Source organism: Rheinheimera sp. WS51, from assembly GCF_050936095.1.
Taxonomy (GTDB): domain Bacteria; phylum Pseudomonadota; class Gammaproteobacteria; order Enterobacterales; family Alteromonadaceae; genus Alishewanella.
Genome location: NZ_JBOTRC010000016.1, coordinates 21,263 through 42,988 on the forward strand (window position 1 = coordinate 21,263; position 21,726 = coordinate 42,988).

At 39.6% G+C, this 21,726-nt stretch carries 18 protein-coding genes; 12 read left to right on the forward strand and 6 right to left on the reverse strand.

Translation table 11 applies throughout. The features are described 5' to 3' along the window. Entirely contained in the window at positions 1-387 is a 387-nt protein-coding gene (locus ACRCA4_RS13630; RefSeq protein WP_433189698.1) for a curli assembly protein CsgF, read from the forward strand. 1 nt (position 388) lies between these two features. Next, positions 389-1,147: a CsgG/HfaB family protein gene (locus ACRCA4_RS13635; protein ID WP_433189701.1), complete on the forward strand. Its 759-nt coding sequence runs from the start codon at positions 389-391 to the stop codon at positions 1,145-1,147. Positions 1,148-1,202: 55 nt separating this feature from the next. Here ACRCA4_RS13635 and ACRCA4_RS13640 read toward each other — a convergent pair whose 3' ends face one another. Further along, positions 1,203-1,841: a response regulator transcription factor gene (locus ACRCA4_RS13640; RefSeq protein ID WP_433189704.1), complete on the reverse strand. Its 639-nt coding sequence runs from the start codon at positions 1,839-1,841 to the stop codon at positions 1,203-1,205. Between the two features lie 139 nt (positions 1,842-1,980). On the opposite strand from ACRCA4_RS13640, the gene ACRCA4_RS13645 reads away from it, so the two are divergent. Both ACRCA4_RS13645 and ACRCA4_RS13650 read left to right on the forward strand, forming a co-directional pair. Beyond that, positions 1,981-2,451, forward strand: a complete 471-nt coding sequence (locus ACRCA4_RS13645) for a low molecular weight protein-tyrosine-phosphatase (RefSeq protein ID WP_433189707.1) — start codon at positions 1,981-1,983, stop codon at positions 2,449-2,451. 134 nt (positions 2,452-2,585) lie between these two features. Next, positions 2,586-3,935: a class II 3-deoxy-7-phosphoheptulonate synthase gene (locus ACRCA4_RS13650; RefSeq protein ID WP_433189710.1), complete on the forward strand. Its 1,350-nt coding sequence runs from the start codon at positions 2,586-2,588 to the stop codon at positions 3,933-3,935. Positions 3,936-4,040: 105 nt separating this feature from the next. On the opposite strand, the gene ppsR is transcribed toward ACRCA4_RS13650, so the two are convergent. Beyond that, positions 4,041-4,850, reverse strand: a complete 810-nt coding sequence (ppsR, locus tag ACRCA4_RS13655; RefSeq protein ID WP_433189713.1) for a posphoenolpyruvate synthetase regulatory kinase/phosphorylase PpsR — start codon at positions 4,848-4,850, stop codon at positions 4,041-4,043. Positions 4,851-4,988: 138 nt separating this feature from the next. Here ppsR and ppsA point away from each other — a divergent pair, with 138 nt between their 5' ends. Next, complete coding sequence (ppsA, locus tag ACRCA4_RS13660) at positions 4,989-7,364, forward strand: phosphoenolpyruvate synthase (RefSeq protein ID WP_433189716.1); 2,376 nt, start codon at positions 4,989-4,991, stop codon at positions 7,362-7,364. Between the two features lie 36 nt (positions 7,365-7,400). On the opposite strand, the gene zapA is transcribed toward ppsA, so the two are convergent. Together zapA and ACRCA4_RS13670 are read right to left on the reverse strand one after the other, a co-directional pair. Continuing rightward, positions 7,401-7,694 (reverse strand): cell division protein ZapA, encoded by a 294-nt coding sequence (zapA, locus tag ACRCA4_RS13665; protein ID WP_433189719.1) that lies wholly within the window; start codon positions 7,692-7,694, stop codon positions 7,401-7,403. After that, entirely contained in the window at positions 7,684-7,896 is a 213-nt protein-coding gene (locus ACRCA4_RS13670; protein ID WP_433189722.1) for a hypothetical protein, read from the reverse strand. Before ACRCA4_RS13670 ends, zapA begins: the two co-directional genes overlap by 11 nt. 207 nt (positions 7,897-8,103) lie before the next feature. Here ACRCA4_RS13670 and ACRCA4_RS13675 point away from each other — a divergent pair, with 207 nt between their 5' ends. Next, a complete protein-coding gene (locus ACRCA4_RS13675) occupies positions 8,104-9,606 on the forward strand; it encodes an alanine/glycine:cation symporter family protein (protein WP_433189724.1) in 1,503 nt (500 codons plus the stop codon). A gap of 62 nt (positions 9,607-9,668) precedes the next feature. Here the strand turns inward: ACRCA4_RS13675 and ACRCA4_RS13680 are convergent, their stop codons facing one another. Continuing rightward, the gene (locus ACRCA4_RS13680; RefSeq protein WP_433189727.1) at positions 9,669-11,516 is read right to left on the reverse strand and encodes an ABC transporter ATP-binding protein; all 1,848 of its coding nucleotides are present in this window, start codon (positions 11,514-11,516) and stop codon (positions 9,669-9,671) included. A 199-nt stretch (positions 11,517-11,715) separates the two neighbouring features. Between ACRCA4_RS13680 and ACRCA4_RS13685 the strand changes: the two genes are divergently transcribed. The 4 genes from ACRCA4_RS13685 to ydiJ all read left to right on the forward strand — a co-directional run bounded on the left by ACRCA4_RS13685 (position 11,716) and on the right by ydiJ (position 17,926). Continuing rightward, positions 11,716-13,572, forward strand: coding sequence for a cation:proton antiporter (locus ACRCA4_RS13685; protein ID WP_433189730.1), 1,857 nt, complete (start codon positions 11,716-11,718; stop codon positions 13,570-13,572). 143 nt (positions 13,573-13,715) lie between these two features. Beyond that, positions 13,716-14,297 (forward strand): GTP cyclohydrolase II, encoded by a 582-nt coding sequence (gene ribA, locus ACRCA4_RS13690; protein ID WP_433189734.1) that lies wholly within the window; start codon positions 13,716-13,718, stop codon positions 14,295-14,297. Positions 14,298-14,361: 64 nt separating this feature from the next. Further along, on the forward strand, positions 14,362-14,820 hold the full coding sequence (locus ACRCA4_RS13695; protein WP_433189737.1) for a DUF1456 family protein: 459 nt from the start codon (positions 14,362-14,364) through the stop codon (positions 14,818-14,820). A 67-nt stretch (positions 14,821-14,887) separates the two neighbouring features. Next, positions 14,888-17,926 (forward strand): D-2-hydroxyglutarate dehydrogenase YdiJ, encoded by a 3,039-nt coding sequence (ydiJ, locus tag ACRCA4_RS13700; protein WP_433189740.1) that lies wholly within the window; start codon positions 14,888-14,890, stop codon positions 17,924-17,926. Positions 17,927-18,035: 109 nt separating this feature from the next. Here ydiJ and ACRCA4_RS13705 read toward each other — a convergent pair whose 3' ends face one another. After that, a complete protein-coding gene (locus tag ACRCA4_RS13705) occupies positions 18,036-20,597 on the reverse strand; it encodes a TonB-dependent receptor plug domain-containing protein (protein ID WP_433189743.1) in 2,562 nt (853 codons plus the stop codon). A gap of 202 nt (positions 20,598-20,799) precedes the next feature. Between ACRCA4_RS13705 and ACRCA4_RS13710 the strand changes: the two genes are divergently transcribed. Together ACRCA4_RS13710 and ACRCA4_RS13715 are read left to right on the forward strand one after the other, a co-directional pair. Further along, positions 20,800-21,357, forward strand: a complete 558-nt coding sequence (locus ACRCA4_RS13710; protein WP_433189746.1) for a GNAT family N-acetyltransferase — start codon at positions 20,800-20,802, stop codon at positions 21,355-21,357. Between the two features lie 57 nt (positions 21,358-21,414). Beyond that, on the forward strand, positions 21,415-21,726 hold a 312-nt coding region (locus ACRCA4_RS13715), incomplete at its 3' end, for a LysE family translocator (protein ID WP_433189749.1).

The following is a 21,726-nucleotide window of genomic DNA, read 5'->3' on the forward strand; positions in this document are numbered from 1 at the left end:
ATGAAACTACCAATAATGTTTCTGTTGTTAGGTTGCTTTAGTGTGACTGCAACAGAATTGGTTTATACCCCCATCAACCCAAGCTTTGGTGGTAATGCATTAAATGGCAATTTTTTACTGCAAAAGGCACAAAGTCAAAATAGTCACACTGCTGATAAAGTGGGTTTGAGTTTTGTTGAAAAATTTCAGGATGCATTAGAGCGGAATATTATTAACTCGCTTACCCGCCGTATTGCCGATGGTGAATTAGTGGAAGGTATTTATAATACTGGCGAGTTTATTGTTGAGGTTACATCAGGTGCTGACGGTGCTGTTGTTGTGCATATTACAAATATTAATACCGGTGAAGTAACCATAATTACCATACCTTCACTTGGCGGGGGGTAAAATGAAACGGTTTTTATTAACTTTAAGTAGCATTGTTGTACTTTCTGGTTGTTCATTACTCCCTAAACCTGAAATTAATATTACTGCAGCCCAAATCGATATGGTAAGCCCTGTTATGCAAGAGCTACAAAAACAGAGTAAACCTCGTTCTCCTATACCCGTTTCTGTTTATGCTTTTAGAGATCAAACTGGGCAGTATAAACCACAAGCTAATGTTTCAAGTTTTTCTACTGCGGTGACGCAAGGTGCAACCTCTGTATTAACCCAGATTTTGCTTGAAAGTGGTTGGTTTGCACCATTAGAGCGTGAAGGCTTACAAAACTTACTGACGGAACGAAAAATACATGGCGCTAATAAAAATAACCCGGAATTACCGACGTTAAATCAAGCTAGGATCTTGTTTGAAGGCGGTATTATTGGTTATGAAACGAACTTAAGTACTGGCGGTATTGGTGCAGAGTATTTTGGCATTGGTTTTTCTGAGCTATATAGGGAAGATCAGGTAAGTGTCTATTTACGCGCTGTTGATGTGCACACCGGCCAGGTATTAATGTCCGTATCGAGCAATAAAAAAGTGTTTTCCCAAGAATTACGAGCGGGGTTATTTCGCTATGTATCATTAAACCGTTTAGCCGAAGCAGAAGGCGGCTACTCGACAAATGAGCCGGTACAATATTGTGTTAAACAGGCAATGGAAGCTGCTGTAGTTGAATTAATTGTACAAGGGCAGCAGCGAGGATATTGGCGAGCTGATAATTAAATTAATTAATAAGATTAAAAAATACAATTTATCACTACGCTGCTGCTTTGGTTTATTATTGAATACAACGCAGCAGCTCAACTCTGTTACGGGCATTGGTTTTACGAAAAATAGAAGACATATGTGCTTTTACGGTGTGGGCACTAATATTTAAATTTTCAGCAATTTCTTTATTTCGAGCGCCTTTTGCCACTAGCTCGACAATACGTTTTTCTTGTTTTGTTAACGTTTCTATATCAGAGGCGATTAACTGCTGCTGTTCTTTAAAGCGCTGCTGTGCAAGTAGGGTGTCAATAGATTCAGACATGACGGCTCTTGAATAATACAGTTGGCCACTCATCATAGTATTAATAGCGATTAATACCCGTTCAGGTTGCTCATCACGGAAAATAATGCCTCTAATTCCGGTATTGATGATCATCATAGGGTCGGTAACAATACGATTAGCTTGGTATAAGAATAAAGCTGCTTTATCTATATATAAGGCTAATTCAATGGGTAGACCAGATTCATTTATATTGTTGGATCCTATATCGGGATAAGCAACTAGCACCCCAGACTTTAACAGGTCAGAGTTTAAAGCTGTAGACGTAGTGACTTGCTGGGTAAGAATACCTTTAGATTGTGCTAATGAAGTTATATTTTGTTGCTGCTCGGTTTCCGAAATGATTAAAAGCTTATTAAACTTATCCATAAGTTCTACCTCTGAATACAACAAATTTTATATTAGTTAATGTAATTTATTTCTTATACTGTACCCTAGGTAACTGTATAGCAATAGCTTAATATTTTGTTTTTTAATAGGCTTTATTTTAAAAGATATTTGGAAGGTCATGATAAAAAAAGTACTTTTTGTATGTTTAGGTAATATTTGTCGCTCACCTACAGCCCATGCGGTGATGAGGGCTAAAGCGAATTTAGCTCAAATAAATATTGAAATTGACTCAGCTGGTACTAGTGGTTCTCATCGTGCTGAAGCCCCTGATAGCCGAAGTGTTCGTGAAGGCGAAAAACTAGGTTATGACTTTTCCAAAATATACTCAAGGCCCGTAGTCGAGGCTGATTTTGCTTATTACGATTTAATTTTAGCCATGGATCTGGATAATTTTGCTGTATTACAAAAACGCTGTCCTGAAGTGCATAAGCATAAGATCCAACTCTTTATGCAATACCATCCTAAGTTCGCTACAAATAAAGAAGTGCCAGATCCATATTATGGCGGTGCGCGAGGCTTTAGTTTAGTTTTAGACTTAATTGAAACCGGTTGTGAAGGCTTGTGTCAGTTTCTAAAACAAAGTAGCTAATAGAGGCTTGAATAATAACATCTAGCCATTAATAATATTTTTTTCAAAATGAGCATTTTTAATCTGGATTATGATTGAATTTACATCCAGAAGTCTATAACGTTCTATATAAGTTAACTAATAGGAATACCATAGTGAGTACTTGGACGCCGCACAGCTGGCGTAGTTTTCCGATCCAACAACAACCAAGTTACCAGGATCAGGAACTGCTACAAAAAGTTGAACAGCAACTGCATAGATATCCGCCACTAGTTTTTGCTCAAGAATCGCGTGAACTCTATAAGCAACTTGGCCAAGTGGCTGATGGCAAAGGTTTTTTATTACAAGGCGGCGATTGCGCCGAGAGTTTTAATGCTTTTAATGCGCCTAAAATACGTGACACTTTTAAAGTGTTATTACAAATGGCAGTGGTGTTAACCTTTGCTGGCAGTTTACCTGTTGTAAAAGTGGCACGGTTAGCCGGCCAATATGCGAAACCTCGTTCAAGTGATTTTGAAACGATTAATGGTGTGTCGTTGCCCAGTTATCGTGGTGATATTGTCAATAGCTTTGAATTTACCGAGGCTGCTCGTGAGCCCGATCCTAATCGATTAACTACGGCTTACCATCATTCTGCATCAACATTAAATTTATTACGAGCTTTCGCTCAGGGGGGCTTAGCTGATTTACATCAGGTTAGTAAATGGAATATGGGTTTTGTTGAATCTAACCCGCTTAAAGATCGCTACCATGATGTTGCCCAGCGAGTGCAGGAATCTTTACGCTTTATGGAAGTTTGCGGAATAAGCGCACAAACATCGCCGTCAATTCGTGAAACACAGATTTATACTTCACATGAAGCGCTTTTGTTAAATTATGAAGAAGCATTAACTCGTCGGGACTCTCTAACGGGTGATTGGTATGACTGTTCTGCCCATATGGTATGGATAGGTGAAAGAACACGACAGCTGGATCATGCACATATTGAATTTTTCCGCGGTATACATAATCCTGTAGGCGTAAAAATAGGCCCTAATATTAAGCCGGATGATTTAATTCGTTTAATTGACAGTTTAAACCCAAATAATGCTGCGGGTCGTTTAACGTTAATTACTCGAATGGGGGCTGACAAACTGGCTGAAAAACTGCCCGCTTTGGTTCGCAGAGTCAAGCAAGAAGGCCGTAAAGTAGTATGGAGTTCAGATCCTATGCACGGCAACACGGTTAAAGCGAGCAATGATTATAAAACACGCGATTTTGAAGCTATTTTGCGCGAAATTCGAAATTTCTTTGCTGTACACAAAGCAGAAGGCACCCATGCTGGCGGTATACACTTAGAAATGACAGGGGAGCATGTCACTGAATGTACAGGCGGGGCTTATGGTTTAAGTGAAAGTGACTTAAGCCAGCGTTACTTTACCCAGTGCGATCCACGCTTAAATGCAGATCAAGTTTTAGAGTTAGCCTTTCTAATAGCTGATACATTACGTACGGCACGAAAGTAGACTAGTCTTTCTTAATCTAGGCTATTTTCAGGTATCTTGTCTCTTATAAAGTAACAGTCGCCATGCTTTAAGTCTAAATGGCGACTGTTTTAATGCAATACACCTTTATATTTTGCGACGTTTTAATCCAGTAATAGCCAGTATTTTTGCCGAAATTTCTTCTATTGATAAATGGGTTGAATTTAAAAAGGGTATTTGTTGCTGGCGATATAGGTTTTCAACTTCATTTAGTTCAATCTGGCACTGACGTAAAGAGGCATAACGGCTATTTGCTTTACGCTGCTCTCTTATTTGGCTTAATCTCTCTGGGGTAATTGTTAAACCAAACAGCTTAGATTTATTCCGTTGTAGGGCTGGGGGTAGGCGTAACTGATCCATATCTTCTTCAACAAAAGGGTAATTAGCAGCTTTAATACCAAATTGCAGCGCTAAATAAAGGCTAGTAGGGGTTTTACCTGAACGGCTTACACCAACTAATATCACATCGGCTTTATCATAATCTTTTACATTAGCACCATCGTCATTGGCTAAAGCATAATTAACTGCATCTATTCTAAAGTCATAGGTTTTTTCATGGATACTATGGGTTCTATGCGTTTTAGGAACAGGTGCTATACCTAATTCTCGTTGGATAGGTTCAACAAATGAATTGATAAAGTCATAACAAACGCCATCACTGCTATTAATTATGTTACGTAATTTGTCATCAACAAAGGTTTGAAAAATTAATGGCTTACTTCCTGTAGTTTTATAACGATCATTTATTCGTTGTTTAACTTGTTCTGCCATATCTAAGGTTTCAACAAAAGGAATAGTTACATGCTCAAATTCTGCAGGAAATAGAGTAAGTAAAGCATGTCCGAACACCTCTGCTGTGATAGCTGTACCATCTGAAATATAATAAGCGGTGCGCAAAATTGACTCCTAATTGTTGTTATAAACTTACATTTTAAATTATGGTTTTAATTAATGGCTAGCACAGTGTAAAATAACTACGCCATGTAATGCTTTTAGTAAGCTTACACGCCATACGACAAAAATTGGAGACGAACTGTGCAAGAATTTGTGATTTGGTATGAAAAACTTGGAATGCATGATGTAGACCAAGTAGGTGGAAAAAATGCGTCACTAGGTGAAATGATCAGTAACCTTGCTAATGCAGGGGTGCAAGTTCCTGGTGGTTTTGCTACAACCTCTTTTGCTTTTAATCAATTTCTTGAACAAAGTGGCGTTAATGAAAGGATTTACCAATTATTAGATGGTTTAGATGTTGATGATGTTAATGCCTTAGCTAAAGCGGGTGCGCAAATCCGACAGTGGGTTATTGACACACCTTTCCAGCCAGAATTAGAACACGCGATCCGCGAAGCTTATCAACAATTACACCCAGACTTAAATCAAGATGTTTCTTTTGCTGTTCGTTCTTCTGCAACAGCTGAAGATATGCCAGATGCATCTTTTGCAGGCCAACAAGAAACTTTCTTAAACGTCCGTGGCTATGATGCGGTGATTGTTGCCATTAAACATGTATTTGCTTCGTTATTTAACGACCGTGCCATTTCATATCGTGTTCACCAAGGTTATGACCATCGTGGTGTTGCGCTTTCAGCCGGCATTCAAAAAATGGTTCGCTCAGATCTCGCTTCTTCTGGTGTTATGTTCTCAATAGACACAGAATCAGGTTTTGAAGATGTAGTATTTATTACTTCTTCTTATGGTTTAGGTGAAATGGTGGTGCAAGGCGCGGTTAACCCTGATGAATTTTATGTTCATAAACCAACCTTAGCGGCGGGGCGTCCTGCTGTTGTAAAACGCAGCATAGGTAGCAAAAAAATTGAAATGGTTTATTCACAACAACAAGACCATGGCAAACAAGTACAAATTATTGATGTTGCACCAGAGCGCAGTAATGTATTTTCACTAACCGATGCTGAAGTTGAAGAACTAGCGAAGCAAGCGGTTATTATTGCTGAGCACTATGGCCGGCCTATGGATATTGAGTGGGCAAAAGACGGTAATGACGGCAAGTTATATATTGTTCAAGCTCGCCCCGAAACGGTAAAAAGCCGTGAAGATAGCAATACAATGGAGCGCTTTCAATTACAAGGTACAGCACCAACACTAGTTGAAGGCCGGGCTATTGGTCAGCGCATTGGTAGCGGTGTAGCTAAAGTGCTCAAAGGCATTGAGCAAATGGACCAAATTCAACCAGGTGATGTCTTAGTAACTGATATGACGGATCCTGATTGGGAGCCTATTATGAAGCGGGCCTCTGCGATTGTAACAAATCGGGGAGGTCGTACTTGCCATGCGGCTATTATCGCGCGTGAGTTAGGCATTCCGGCTGTGGTAGGTTGTGGCGATGCAACAGATAAAATTACAACTGGCCAAGCGGTGACTGTATCTTGCGCTGAAGGTGATACTGGCTTTATTTACGATGGTATTTTAGAGCATAAAGTGGTTAGTAGTCGTATTGATGAAATGCCTGCTTTAGATTTAAAAATCATGATGAACGTGGGTAATCCAGAGCGTGCCTTTTCATTTGCTAAATTACCGCATGCGGGTGTAGGTTTGGCTCGGTTAGAGTTTATTATTAACCGTATGATAGGGGTGCATCCAAAGGCGTTAATTAATTTTGATAGTCAAACAGATGAACTAAAAGCCACCATTAGCCAAATGATTGCAGGCTATGAAAGCCCGGTTGAATATTATATTGCTAAACTGACTGAAGGTATTGCTACTTTAGCTTGTGCCTTTGCGCCACAAAAAGTGATTGTGCGTATGTCTGACTTTAAGTCGAATGAATATGCTAACTTAGTGGGTGGTCGTCAGTACGAGCCTCATGAAGAAAACCCGATGATTGGTTTCCGTGGTGCTGCGCGCTATATTTCAGAGTCTTTCCGTGATTGTTTTGCATTAGAAGTTGAAGCATTAAAACGGGTACGCAATGAGATGGGCTTCACCAATGTTGAAGTGATGATCCCCTTTGTTCGCACCTTAGAAGAAGCCAGTGCAGTTATTGACTTATTAGCTGAGCATGGTTTAAAACGTGGTGAAAATGGCTTACGCGTTATTATGATGTGTGAACTGCCTTCAAATGCGTTATTAGCTGAAGAATTTTTACAGTACTTTGACGGTTTCTCTATTGGCTCTAATGATTTAACTCAGTTAACTTTAGGTTTAGATAGAGATAGTGGTTTAATTGCTCACTTATTTGATGAGCGAAACCCTGCTATTTATAAGTTACTAGAAATGGCAATTAAAACCTGTAAGGCACAAGGTAAATATATTGGTATTTGTGGCCAAGGCCCATCAGATCATGAAGATTTTGCTGCATGGTTGATGCAGCAAGGTATTGATAGTGTGTCGCTAAACCCAGATACGGTATTAGAAACCTGGTTATATTTAGCCGAGAAGTACGGTAAGTAACTAGATATAAATAAGCCCTGCAACTGCGGGGCTTATTTATTTTGGCTGACGGTTATTAATTTGCTGCTGTAATATCCCGACTAACTGTTGTAATTGTTGCTGCTCAGATTTCTGCTGTTCTAGTAACTGATCTTCACGTTGTAGGGCATTTAATGCGACTAATACTAAGAGTTCATCACGGCCGAATTGTGGGGCTTGTTTAGCGAGTTGATTTAACTGCTCATCTAATTTAACAGCCAGTGACTCTAATAAAGACGTAGCACCTTGTGGTACTTTGATATTGTAATAACGATTAAGAACATTTACTTGAACAGATTGCTTACTCGACATTCGCAGCGTTGTCGTTAGTTAACTTTAATAATGAGCTTAAACGGTCATTGATGATTTGTTGTTGCTCATCTTTTTCCATTAACTCTAATTGCAGGTTTTCATTTTGTTCTTGTAAAGTAGCTAATTCAGTTTTCAAAGCTGTGTTATCTTGTATTAAGCGCTGGATACCAGCTTCTAATTCAGTTAATAATGAACTGTTCATGGTGTTACCTCTAATGTTAGGGGGGCAAAAGATAGCCAAAATTAAACAGAAACACCAGTTAAACTCAATAAAACCGCGCTGTTTGGTTAATGTTTCAGCAGATAAGTCTGATTTATTATTAAAGCGACTTGCAGCAGGTTAACTCAGGTGTCAAAGTATTTAAGATTTATATAAAACCAAAAATAATAACATCAAAAAGGAAGAGTAATGGAAGCGTTTATTACGGCCTTAAATGGCCTAATTTGGAGTGATGCACTGATTTACTTGTGCCTCGGTGCGGGATTGTTTTACTCCATTCTGACTCGTTTTGGCCAAGTTCGTCACTTCAAAGAAATGTGCAAGTTGCTACTCAGTGGCAATAATTCTGATAAAGGTATTTCCTCATTTCAAGCTTTAGCAGTTTCACTTTCTGGACGGGTTGGTGTTGGTAATATTGCGGGGGTTGCAGCGGCTATAGGTTTTGGTGGCCCAGGTGCTATTTTTTGGATGTGGGTTGTGGCCTTTTTAGGTGCAAGTACAGCTTATGTTGAATCAACTTTAGGCCAGTTATATAAGGTTGAAGAAGAAGGTGAGTATCGTGGTGGCCCTGCTTATTATTTTGAGCGCTGCTTAGGCTGGCGTTGGTTAGGCATTATTTTTGCTATCTCTGCCATTATCGCCTGTGGTGTTTTCTTACCAGGCGTTCAGGCTAATGCTGTTGGAAATGCGGTTACTCAAATCTTTGGAGATGGTGACTTAGTTATTACTTCTTTTGGTGAAGTTGGTACTCATAAACTTATCGCTTTAGCTGTGATCTTACTGGTTCTTGGCTTTATTATCTTTGGCGGTATTAAGCGGATTGCTTCATTTACCCAAATTGTGGTGCCTTTTATGGCGTTGGGTTACATTATTATGGCGCTAATCGTGGTGTTTTTGAATATGGATAAGGTTCCTAGCATATTTGGCTTAATATTTAGTGATGCATTCACAGCCCAAGCAGGTTTTGGTGCTGCTATAGGCTGGGGGGTTAAGCGAGGTATTTATTCTAACGAAGCAGGCCAAGGTACTGGTCCTCATGCGGCTTCTGCAGCAGAGGTTGATCATCCGTCACAACAAGGTTTGGTTCAGGCTTTTTCTGTCTACGTTGATACCTTATTTGTCTGTACCGCAACAGCCTTAATGATTTTAATTACTCAACAGTATAATGTGGTCGGCGAATTAACAGATGGCAGTTTTATTGTGCAAAACATAGCCGCTTCAACAGAAATTGGCTCTGCGGCTTTTACCCAGATGGCACTCTTTAGTGTTTTTGGTCAATTTGGTCAAGTATTTGTTGGTATTGCTTTGTTTTTCTTCGCCTTTACCACAATTTTAGCTTACTACTATATTACCGAAACAAATATTGTTTATTTAAACCGTATTTTCAAAAATAAGTTGCCAACCATTATATTTAAGGTGTTGCTAATGTTTATGGTGGCTTATGGTACGGTTAATAGTGCAGGGTATATTTGGAACCTAGGTGATATTGGTGTTGGCCTTATGGCTTGGATTAATATTGTCGGTATTATTGCTATCTTTTTAATGTACAAACCCACTATGCGCTGCTTAAAAGATTATGAAGATCAGAAAAGTGCCGGCGGGGAGATTACATTTGACCCGGTTAAACTAGGTATTAAAAATGCGACTTTCTGGGAGAAGCGGTTAGCGAATAAGAACAACCAAACTGAATAAATTTACATTGTACTAGTAAAAAAACGCCCCTATTAAGGGGCGTTTTTTATTCAACAACGATTTTATTCAACACCAATAAAGCCACCGGTTTGGTGTGCCCAAAGCTGAGCATAGATGCCCTCAGATTTAATTAACTCAGCATGGCTGCCTTGTTCTACTATTTTACCTTGATCTAGTACTATCAGCCTATCCATTTGGGCAATAGTTGACAGGCGGTGGGCAATTGCTATAACTGTTTTACCTTGCATTAACTTGTCTAAACTGGCTTGAATTGCCGCTTCTACTTCAGAGTCTAGTGCAGAGGTCGCTTCGTCTAAAATAAGGATAGGCGCATTTTTTAATAATACTCTGGCAATAGCAATACGTTGACGTTGGCCACCAGAGAGTTTAACGCCTCGTTCACCCACTTGGGCATCAAAGCCGGTATTACCTTTAGCGTCGGTTAAAGATTGAATAAAGGGTAGGGCTTCTGCTTGCTCTGCCGCTGCAATTAGCTGGGCTTCGGTTGCATCGGGTTTACCATATAAAATATTATCTCTAACCGAGCGATGCAGTAAAGAGGTATCTTGGGTAACCATAGCAATATGTTGACGCAAGCTTTCTTGAGTCACTTGGCTAATATCTTGGCCATCAATCTTAATTTGACCAGTTTCTATATCATAAAAACGTAAAAGTAAGTTAACTAAGGTCGATTTACCCGCACCAGAGCGGCCCACTAAGCCCACTTTTTCACCTGGTTTAATGGTAAGGTTTAGCTGAGCTAATATATTATTAGTAGTTAAATCAGAGTTTGTTTTGCCGTAATTGAAATTCACTTGTTTAAATTCAATAAGCCCTTGGCTAACATTTAATGGTTTCGCATTGGGCTTGTCTTCTATAGCTATGGGCTGCGAAAGCGTGGTAATACCGTCAGTAACCGTGCCAATATTCTCAAATAAGCTACTAATCTCCCACATTATCCATTGCGCCATACCATTTAAGCGTAGCGATAAGCTAACAGCGATAGCAATAGCACCAACACTAATAGCGCTGGCTGACCACAACCAAATAGACAAGGCCGCGACAGCAAAGACTAAAATATAGTTTAATGACTGGATAGATACACTTAAGCCTGTAGCTAAACGCATTTGTCGATAAACGGGACGTAAAAACAGTTCCATACTGTCACGGCTATAGGCTTCTTCACGGTGTGTATGTGAAAACAGTTTAATAGTACTAATATTGGTATAGCTATCAACAATTCGTCCTGTCATTTCTGAGCGCGCATCAGCTTGATGCGTTGCGGCTTGTTTTAATCTAGGCACAAAGTAAAACTGTAAACCAATATATATTGCTAACCAAACCAACATGGGAATAATCAATCGTACATCAGCATCAGCGACAAAATAGAGCATTGAGCTAAAGTAGACTAAAATATAAACCAACACATCTAGCAGCTTCATTACGGTTTCGCGCACCGCAAGTGAGGTTTGCATGACCTTAGTCGCAATACGTCCAGCAAAATCATTTTGATAAAAACTTACACTTTGCCGTAATAAGTAGCGATGTGATAACCAACGTATCGACATTGGGAAGTTACCCAATAATGTTTGATGTAAGATGGCCGCATGAAAAAAGCTTAATGCCGGTAAAAAGACCACAGTTACTAAGGCCATTTTAATTAAGGTAGCACTTTGAGTGGAAAATAAATTTTCCCGCTCAGTTTGACTTAACCAGTCGACTAATTGGCCCATAAAACTAAATAGTGACACTTCAAGAATAGCTAAAAGCGCAGTACTAATAGACATTAATAATAATGGCCATTCCATGCCTTTACTATAATAGCGACAAAAGGCATATAAAGTTTTTGGTGGTTGACTAGGCTCAGTCGTAGGGAAGGGTTTAATAATTCGTTCAAAAAAGCTGAGCATTCAAGATCCTGATTAATAAAGCAGAGCAGTTACATTTGCTAATATTGTACCTTAATCTGCTTAAATTGCATGATAGTCATAACAGTCTTAGCTTATTTATGCTTATAATTGCTGTGATTTTGTCGATGGCTGTGTATCATAAATATATTGATTTGATTTAAATAACAGTTAAAACTTTTAATACTGGTAAAGGAACTTCATGGAAAAAATTTCTGCCACTTTGGCCCTGTTGGGTATTTTATCGCTGTTTTGCCAATGGTTAGGCTGGAAGTTACGTTTACCAGCTATCTTGCCTTTATTAATTGCCGGATTATTACTTGGCCCTGGTTTTAATGTTCTAGATCCTGATGCCTTATTTGGTGATTTATTATTTCCACTTATTTCTCTTGGTGTTGCGGTTATTTTATTTGAAGGCGCTTTAACCCTTAATTTTAAAGAAATTAAAGACCATGGTCGAATGGTGACTAACTTAGTGTCTATAGGGGCGCTTATCACCTGGGGGATCTGTGCTGTAGCATCACATTACTTTATTGGTTTTAGCTGGGAAATATCACTCTTATTCGGCGCATTGATTTGCGTAACCGGGCCAACGGTAATTGTGCCTATGCTGCGTACGGTAAGACCTACAGCTAAGTTGGCCAGTATACTGCGCTGGGAAGGTATTGTTATAGATCCTTTAGGCGCTTTATTTGCAGTATTAGTTTTTGAATATATTGCGGTTGCTTCTGACTCAACCAGCCATATGTTGACAGCATTAGGCTTAATGTTATCTATAGGCTTAGGGATAGGCGCTATAACGGGTTATTTGGTTGGTATTATTTTACGTCGCAATTTATTACCGCATTACTTACAGAACACAGCTGTGCTCACTATTATGTTGGGTGTCTTTGTTGGCTCTAATTTATTACAAGAAGAAAGTGGCTTATTAACTGTAACCGTAATGGGGATTTGGCTAACGAATATGCGCGGTGTCGATATTGGTGAAATTTTAGAGTTTAAAGAAACCCTCACCGTACTGCTTATTTCTGCCTTATTTATTTTACTTGCTGCCCGCTTAGACTCTGTAGCCATGTTAAGTTTAGGCTGGGGGGGCTTAGTCGTATTACTTGTAGTAATGTTTATCGCTAGACCCATTAGTATCTGGTTCTCTGCTATTGGCACTTCTTTGCAAAGCAAAGAGAAATGGTTTTTAAGTTGGGTTGCGCCACGAGGGATTGTTGCAGCGGCGGTGTCATCTTTATTCGCTATTAAGTTAGAAGCTTTAGGCTATGAAGGTGCAGCGCAAATTGTGCCTTTAGTGTTTCTGGTTATTATTGGCACTGTTGTAATTCAAAGTTTAACCGCAGCCACTTGGGCTAGAAAGTTAGGTGTTGCAGCGGGATCTAATCAAGGGGTACTTATTTTTGGTGCGTCTAAGTTCGCCCGAGAATTGGCTAAAGTATTATTAGCTCGGCAGTTTCGCGTTGTTTTAGCTGATAGTAACTGGGATAACATTCGTTTAGCGCGTATGGATAGTATTCCGGTGTACTTTGGTAATCCGGCCTCAGAGCATGCTGAAAACTACTTAGATTTAACCGGTGTTGGTAAGGTGTTTATTATTTCACCCTATCGGCAAATGAACCCGCTAGTTAGCTTCCATTTTCAGGATATTTATGGCGTTGATAAGGTATTTGGCTTAAACAGTGCAGAAGCTGTAAGTGCCCGACACCAAATGTCAGAAACCTATGTTAAGCGTTTAAGCCTATTTGGCGAACATATGTCTTATGCTAAATTATCCAGTATGGTTGCTCGTGGTGCTGTGATTAAAACTACCAATATTACTGAAAGTTTTACCTTTGAGCACTTTGTTAAGCGCTATGGCGATGGTGCACTGCCTTTGCTTTATATAAAAGGTAAAAAACTGCACGTTATTACAGGTAACACTGATAATATAATACCGCATGATGTTGAATTAATTAGCTTAATTTCTGCGCATGCCTTGCTAGAGGCAAAAGGAGCAGATGCACTAGGCCAGTCACAAGCTGTAAAAGAACAAACTGAAGTGACCGATAGTTAATATAAAGATAGTGTTATATTATATCAATTGTGTTTGGTTGCCTGTATAATCCGCCCCAACTTTTTCTTAAGCTGGGGCGGTTTCTGATATAATACCCGCCATCCAAAATAATGCAGATAGCTTGCGACTTTGAGATTAAATTAATGACAGTAAAACTAGTTACGGCAACGGTATTGCCTACCCCTTTTGCAGAGTTTCGTTTACACGGTTTTATAGCAGATAATGGTAAAGAGCATGTGGCACTTACTTTAGGTGATATCACAACTGATGCCCCAGTTTTAACTAGAGTACACTCAGAATGTTTAACTGGGGATGCCTTATTTAGTCTTCGCTGTGACTGCGGCCCGCAGTTAGAAGCCGCTATGCAGAAAATTGCTGATGAAGGGCGTGGTGTTATTTTATATTTACGTCAAGAAGGCAGAGGTATTGGGTTAATTAATAAAATTCGCGCCTATGCTGAACAAGATAAAGGGTTAGACACTGTTGAAGCCAATGAAATTTTAGGTTTTTTACCTGATATTCGTGAGTACGATATTGCTGCTGAAATGTTTCAACAACTTGGTGTGCATAAAATTCGTTTATTAACCAATAACCCAAGAAAAGTGACTAAGCTAACGGATGCTGGCATTAATGTTGTCGAACGAGTGCAACACCGTGTGAAAATGTCGACCTATAATCAGCGTTATTTAGCCACTAAGGCAGATAAACTAGGCCATTTACCTTAAACTTTGTTAGACACTAAGTTTTAGCAGTGCCTTTAATAAAATCATTTAGCCACAGGATTTACTTTTGACCAATAATGATGTGTTACGTAGCTTACGCTATAGTTTAAATATTAATAATCAATCTATGATTGATATTTTCGCTTTAACCGATATCTTGGTAACTAAGCAACAAGTAATAGACTGGCTTGTTAAAGAAGAAGAGCCTGGCTATCAAGTTATTTCTGATGTCATGATGGCAAGTTTTTTAAATGGCCTAATTATTTCACGCCGTGGTAAAAAAGATGGCGTTATTCCGCCGCCTGAAACTAAGTTAAATCACAATATTATTTTACGTAAATTAAAAATAGCCTTTGATTTAAAAGATGATGATATTTTAGCGTTATTAGCTAAGTCTGAGTTTAGATTAGGCAAGCATGAATTAAGCGCCTTTTTCCGTCGGCCTGATCATAAACATTACCGTGAATGCCATGACCAGGTATTACGATATTTTTTACGTGGCTTACAATTGACCCATAGACCCTAAAAGCCATTAAACCTTAAGTCGACTTAATGTTATACTACTGCCACTTTTAGTTGAGTGTCAGTAGTCTATGATCCCTAAGCTTGTACCAGAACAGGCACTAGATGCCAGTGTTGTTGCCTATACCCAGGCTTTGAAAGCCGCAGGGTTTTCCGGTGATATTGAAACCACCTATGCCAGTCGGTTAGCTGTGGCGACCGATAACAGTGTTTATCAAGTCTTACCGCAAGCGGTGTTGTTACCCAGAACCACTGAAGATTTAGTGATTCTATCTTCGCTTGGTCAAACCTCTACTTTTTCGCATATTAAATTTAGCCCACGCGGCGGTGGTACTGGCACTAATGGCCAGTCTTTAACTGAGCATGTGGTGGTAGATATTTCTCGCCATATGCGCAACATTTTAGAAATTAATGTTGAGGAACGCTGGGTTAAAGTTCAGGCGGGTGTTATTAAAGACCAACTGAATGCTTTTTTAAAGCCTTATGGCTTTTTCTTTGCACCAGACTTATCTACCTCAAATCGCGCCACCATAGGCGGTATGATTAACACTGATGCTTCAGGTCAGGGCTCTTTAGTTTATGGTAAAACCAGCAATCATGTTTTAGCGCTTAAAACAGTTTTAATTAATGGCCAAGTGTTATCTAGCTATGCCATGCCAACTGAACAAGCTGAAGCCTTAGCTGAACAAGAAAATACCATTGGTCGCTTATACCGTCAGGTGCTACGCAGCTGTCGGGATAACCGGCAACAAATACTCGACACTTTCCCACGCTTAAATCGGTTTTTAACCGGCTATGATTTAGAGAATGTGTTTAACGATGATTTAAGCCAATTTGACTTATCTCGGGTTATTACTGGCTCTGAAGGCTCGCTTGGTTTTGTGGTTGAAGCCAAATTAAATATTACGCCTATCGCTAAGCACAAGTGCTTGGTAAACGTTAAGTATGATAGTTTTAATAGCGCTTTACGAAATGCGCCTTTTTTAGTGCAAGCACAAGCAACTTCTGTTGAAACGGTTGATAGTAAAGTATTGAATTTAGCCCGTGCCGATATTATTTGGCATCAAGTAAAAGACTATATAACCGATGTTGCCGATAGCGAAATGTTGGGCTTAAACATGGTTGAATATAATAGTGAAAGCCAACAGGATATTGAGCAGAAAATTGCGCAATTAAGCCAACGCTTAGATGCCGCTGTAGCCACTAAGCAAGATGGCATTATTGGCTATCAAGTTACTTATGATAGCCAAGCGATTAACTCTATTTATGCTATGCGTAAAAAAGCGGTGGGCTTATTAGGCAACACTAAAGGCCGACAAAAGCCCATTGCCTTTGCTGAAGATACTGCTGTTCCACCGGAAAATTTAGCCGATTTTATTCAAGAGTTTCGCAGCCTATTAGATCAGCATGGCTTACAATACGGCATGTTTGGTCATGTTGATGCTGGCGTATTACACGTAAGGCCAGCTTTAGATTTGTGTGATCCAGAGCAAGAGCAATTAATGCGTACTATCTCTGATCAAGTCGTTGCTCTTACCGCAAAATATGGCGGCTTAATGTGGGGCGAGCATGGCAAAGGTTACCGTAGTGAATATGGTCCAGCCTTTTTTGGCGAGACATTATTTACCGAGCTGCGAAAAATAAAAGCTGCTTTTGATCCTAATAATCGCTTAAACCCAGGCAAAATTTGTACTCCATACCAAAGCGTTGAACACTTAGTCAGCGTTGATGGCCAAAAACGTGCCTACTTCGATAGACAAATTCCTATTACCGTAAAAGATAGTTTTAATAGCAGCCTAGACTGTAACGGTAATGGTTTATGTTTTAATTATGAAGCCAGCTCCCCTATGTGTCCGTCGAGTAAAATTACTAAAGATCGCCGGCATAGTCCTAAAGGGCGGGCAGGGCTAATGCGTGAGTGGCTACGCTTAACTGAGTTACAAGGGGTCGATGTTTTAGCAAAAGAAGCGCAGTTACAAGCTAATCGCAGCAGCATTAAAGATTTATGGCCACGGTTTAAAAACACCTTAGCTAAGCGCAATGGTGAAGCAGACTTTTCACATGAAGTTATGGAAGCGATGGAAGGGTGTTTGGCTTGTAAAGCTTGTGCTGGGCAATGCCCAATTAAAGTGGATGTGCCGTCATTTAGAGCACGTTTCTTACAGCTTTATCACAGCCGTTATTTACGACCGGCAAAAGACTATATAGTCGCTAATATTGAACGTACAGCGCCTTTCTTAGCGAAAGCACCCAGGCTGGTCAATTTTGTTTTAAAGCGGGATCTAACAGCAGCTTTATTAAAACGCAGTGTCGGTTATGTTGATACGCCTTTGCTTTCTGTGCCTAGCTTGGCTCAGCGGGTTCAAAAAGACTATCAATTTAATTTACAGCAATTGCAACAACTAGACGAGCAGCAACGGCAGAAAACCGTGTTGCTAGTACAGGATCCTTTTACTAGTTTTTATGAAGCAGAATTAGTTGAAGATGCGCTGCGTTTAATAGAAAAGCTTGGCTTTAATCCGGTATTGCTCCCCTTTATGCCTAATGGTAAACCACAACACGTTAAAGGTTTTTTACGTGACTTTGCTAGAACAGCTAAGAATGCAGCACAGTTTTTAAACCAACTACATAAACTAGCTATACCTATGGTGGGGTTAGATGCCTCTTTAGTTTTAGTTTATCGTGACGAGTACAACAAAGTGCTTACTGATAATCGAGGCGATTTTGCGGTGCAATTGCTGCATGAGTGGTTAGTTAAACAGAGCTTACCTAAAATTGCGCAAAATCATGAGTATGCGTTATTGGCGCACTGCACTGAAAAAACTGCGTTACCAGCTACAGAAAAGGCCTGGCAAGATATTTTTAGTCGCATGGGGTTAAGTTTACAGCCGGTTAGCGTAGGGTGTTGCGGCATGGCAGGAACCTATGGTCATGAAGCGCAAAATTTAGATAACAGCAAAGCGTTATTCGACTTAAGCTGGCGAGCACCAATTGAAAAATATGGTGTTAATCAACTTGCTGTTACAGGTTTTTCCTGTCGGAGCCAAGTTAAAAGGTTAGTAGGGGATAAACCTAAGCATCCATTACAGCTATTATTGTCAGCATTGTAAAATACTGACAAATAAAAAAGTCACCAGCAACTAAGCGGTGACTTTTTTGTTTACTTAACACAAATTTGAAAGCCTTATTTAACGACAAAGCTAAATAAGGTTTCTAGATTTAAAACTTATAGGTTCCTTTTAAGTACCAATAACCGCCATTAATTCCCATAGGTGACGTTTCATAGTATTTAGCACCTAAAATTTGGCTACCTTCAGCATTTAGTTTTTCTGCTTCATTATCTAGTAGGTTTTGGGCACCCGCAGAAACTATAAAGTTATCATTTATAAAGTAATTAACTTCGACATCAAATGTCACTTTAGCAGATGCATTGGTTGTAAGAGTTGAGTCATCAGCATGTACGCCCTGGTATTCACCATAATAATTACTACGAAGTAACACTGACCAGTCATCCCAGCTTTGTGCCCATGTTAATGTTGCACGGTGGTTGGGCAAGTCATTTTCTAACCGTGATACACGGAAGTCACCTGTGATCTCACTAAAACGAACGACTTCGGTATCATTCCAGTTATAGGCTAATGCAAAATTACTTTGGCCATTAAATAACTCAGTCGAGTAATTAGCTACAATATCAATACCTTGAGTTCTTGTATCAAAGTCATTAGTTAAGTAAGTAATACTGGTTAAGGAGTCTATCCCAGTTACGCCTGCCGCTTTTAATGCAGCAATATCTTCAGGCGTAACATCAAAGTTAGTAGACTGACTAATACGATCATCTACATCAATTAAATAATAATCGGCTGTTAGAAAGAAACCATAGCCTGTATAAACCATACCAAATGCGTAGCTAGTTGACTCTTCAGGTGTTAATACTGTGGCACCTTTTAAAATAGCAACTGGGTTAGTAGCAGGAATAACACCAATATCAATTAATTCGCCTTGATCAGCTTCAGTACGAACATTTGTTACGTTAGCTTGACCTACTGTAGGAGCACGGAAGCCACTGCTTGTTGAAGCGCGCAGCGCCCAATCATCAGTTAAACGAAACTGTGAGGTTAATTTATAGTTGGTTGTAGTGCCAAAGCTATCATAATCTTCAAAACGTAATGCAGCTGCGGCCATAAAACGCTCAGTGAATTCTGCATTCACATCGATATAAGCGGCATAGTTACGACGAGTTGAAGTACCGGCTGTTTGAGGTTGGAAACCCGGGAAGCCGTTAGAGCCGTTACTTAGCCCTTGACTAACATAGGGACCAATTTTCCATGAGCTTTCTTCGCCCGCTACAATTTCAAAGCTTTCCTCTGTCCATTGCGTACCAAAAGCAAAGGTAAGATCTTGATATAAACCGGCAGGGATATATTTAACAAAATCGGCTGTAAATGTTTTTTCAAGTTGAATATATTTACCCGCATCAAAGTTGGTTGGCGTATCAGGGCCTAATGACGCATTTACAGAGTTAAATAATTGGAATGTTGACTCGTTGCGACCAACAACACCACTGAAATCATAATTAATGCCTTCGAAGATGCCTTTTTTAACTTCGCCTTTCATCCCCATAGCTAAAGACGTATCGGTTATGTTACCACCAAAATTAGGGGTAAACCCGCCTGGGAACATAGAAAAGAAAGTGAAACAGTTCTCTGGTAGCGCATTCACTTTAGCGCTAATTTCATCATGATTTAAGCCAACAATACCTATATTGCTACAGCCACCATCACCTGTTGTATCAACAACTTGAAGTGTTTCACCACCATCATTTGAGAAAACCTGGCCACGATTATGAGGATTGCGATAGTAAAAGCCACCTCTAATATCACGCTCAGAGTAATTACCAAACATATAAGCTTGGCCACCATTATCTAAATCAATACCGGCATTTAAAAATACAGTTATATCATCTTTAATTTCAGGTGAGCCCCACACTTGGACAGGGTTGGCAATAAAGGGGTTACCCTGGTCAGCAATTTCTTGAGCATCGCCACGCTGTACACTCCGACTAGTCGCATCAGAGTTTTTATATTGCATACTTAAATTTACAAAACCCTCTTTAGTTAATGCCATACCAACGTTAGCGGCAATCTCTGTAGAGGTACCATCACCTTCGTAATACTCGCCACGTTTCACTTCTATCGTGCCGCCTTCGGCTGCATCTTTTAATACAAAGTTAATTACACCAGCTATCGCATCAGAGCCATATTGGGCTGCTGCACCATCACGAAGTACTTCAACTTGCTTTAATGCAATGCCGGGTATAACAGAGATATCGGGGCCTTGGGCACCATCATTGATACCGCCACCTAAAAATGAAATCACAGAAGCACGGTGGCGACGCTTGCCATTTAATAAGACTAAGGTACTGTCAGAAGATAAGCCGCGTAAATTTATAGGTCTAATTAACGAGGCAGCATCACTGATCGGCTGTGCATGTACGTTTAATGATGGCACTGTTGTACTAATTAAGTTCAACATATCGCTATTGCCACCTTTACTTAATTCATCTCCGCCAATGATATCAATTGGAACAGGGGAGTCGCTAACAGAGCGTGGCGCTGAGCGACTTCCAACAATAGCTATTTTTTCAATTTGTTGTTCTTTTTGCTTGGTTTCTACCATTTCCTCTTGCGCTACAGCAATGCTATTAACACCTAATGATAATGAAGCAGCAAGACTTAACTTTATCGCCCAGGCTATTTTATTATATTTATTATTTTCTCTCACAGGGTGCCCCTTAGATTTATTAACAATTAATTAGATTAAAAGTTTCGTATTTAACAATATGGCAAAAACGATTAGTTGTCCATCGTGTATTTATGATGATTCGTCTATTTTTATGTTTTTTATAAGGAAAGAAAAATATTTGCTTGTGCACAATAGCTGTTTTATAACGACTATATAGTTTTTAGTTTTTCAGGACATAAATGTGCAAATAGTCCCCTTTGAATCAGAGCATTTTTCTGCTGTAGTGCAAGTTGCAAATCAGATCCATGGCGATAATTACGCGAATTTAGATGCCGTAGTTCAGATGCATAAACAAGGAAATAAAAAGGGTATTAATGCCAGTTTTGTTGCTTTAGACTCACAACAAAATGTAGTGGGGTATAGAATTAGTTTTGCCGCAGGAAATTGGCGAGCAGATCAGTGGTGTAGTCAGGAAATATGGCCGGTATCATTATCTGAGATGGCCTACTTTAAATCTGTTGCTGTTTTAGCATCGAAACAAGGCCAAGGCATAGGCAGTAAAATGCTTGCAGCATCAACCAGAGCACTTAAAAAACAAGGTGCAAAAGCTGGATTAGCCCATATATGGCGTGAAAGTCCTGGTAATTCAGCAGAGCGTTATTTTATTGGTGCAGGTGGACGGCTGTTAGTTGTACATCCAAATAGGTGGCAGCATCTATCTGAAACCGCAGCTTACTCTTGTCCTTTGTGTGATAAATTATGCCGATGTAGTGCCGGTGAAATGGTACTAACTTTCTGATTGTTTTATTGTTATCGAATTAAGCCATTTAGATTAAGCATTTATAAGTGAGAAAATATGAGTTTTGGGCCTGAGTTTCTTATTATCGCCTCTGTTCATTTAATGGCGGTAGCCAGTCCAGGCCCAGACTTTGCCATTGTTTTAAGATATGCCGTACGCTATGGCGTTAAAGCTGCACTTGCTGCCAGTATTGGCATAGGCAGTGCTATTTTATTACATGTGGCATATTCATTAATTGGTATAGGGGTACTTATTCAAACGACTCCTTGGTTATTTACAGCGTTAAGTCTTGCCGCTGCAGTTTATCTTGGCTTTATAGGCATCCAAGCGTTAACAGCTAAGCCCCCAGTTAAGACAAATAATCTGAAT

Bases quoted from the DNA above. Each gene is read 5' to 3' on its own strand.
- ACRCA4_RS13630 (WP_433189698.1), top strand. From the start codon at position 1: ATGAAACTACCAATAATGTTTCTGTTGTTAGGTTGCTTTAGTGTGACT.
- ACRCA4_RS13635 (WP_433189701.1), top strand. From the start codon at position 389: ATGAAACGGTTTTTATTAACTTTAAGTAGCATTGTTGTACTTTCTGGT.
- ACRCA4_RS13640 (WP_433189704.1), bottom strand. From the start codon at position 1,841: ATGGATAAGTTTAATAAGCTTTTAATCATTTCGGAAACCGAGCAGCAA.
- ACRCA4_RS13645 (WP_433189707.1), top strand. From the start codon at position 1,981: ATGATAAAAAAAGTACTTTTTGTATGTTTAGGTAATATTTGTCGCTCA.
- zapA (WP_433189719.1), bottom strand. From the start codon at position 7,694: ATGTCGAGTAAGCAATCTGTTCAAGTAAATGTTCTTAATCGTTATTAC.
- ACRCA4_RS13670 (WP_433189722.1), bottom strand. From the start codon at position 7,896: ATGAACAGTTCATTATTAACTGAATTAGAAGCTGGTATCCAGCGCTTA.
- ACRCA4_RS13675 (WP_433189724.1), top strand. From the start codon at position 8,104: ATGGAAGCGTTTATTACGGCCTTAAATGGCCTAATTTGGAGTGATGCA.
- ACRCA4_RS13680 (WP_433189727.1), bottom strand. From the start codon at position 11,516: ATGCTCAGCTTTTTTGAACGAATTATTAAACCCTTCCCTACGACTGAG.
- ACRCA4_RS13685 (WP_433189730.1), top strand. From the start codon at position 11,716: ATGGAAAAAATTTCTGCCACTTTGGCCCTGTTGGGTATTTTATCGCTG.
- ribA (WP_433189734.1), top strand. From the start codon at position 13,716: ATGACAGTAAAACTAGTTACGGCAACGGTATTGCCTACCCCTTTTGCA.
- ydiJ (WP_433189740.1), top strand. From the start codon at position 14,888: ATGATCCCTAAGCTTGTACCAGAACAGGCACTAGATGCCAGTGTTGTT.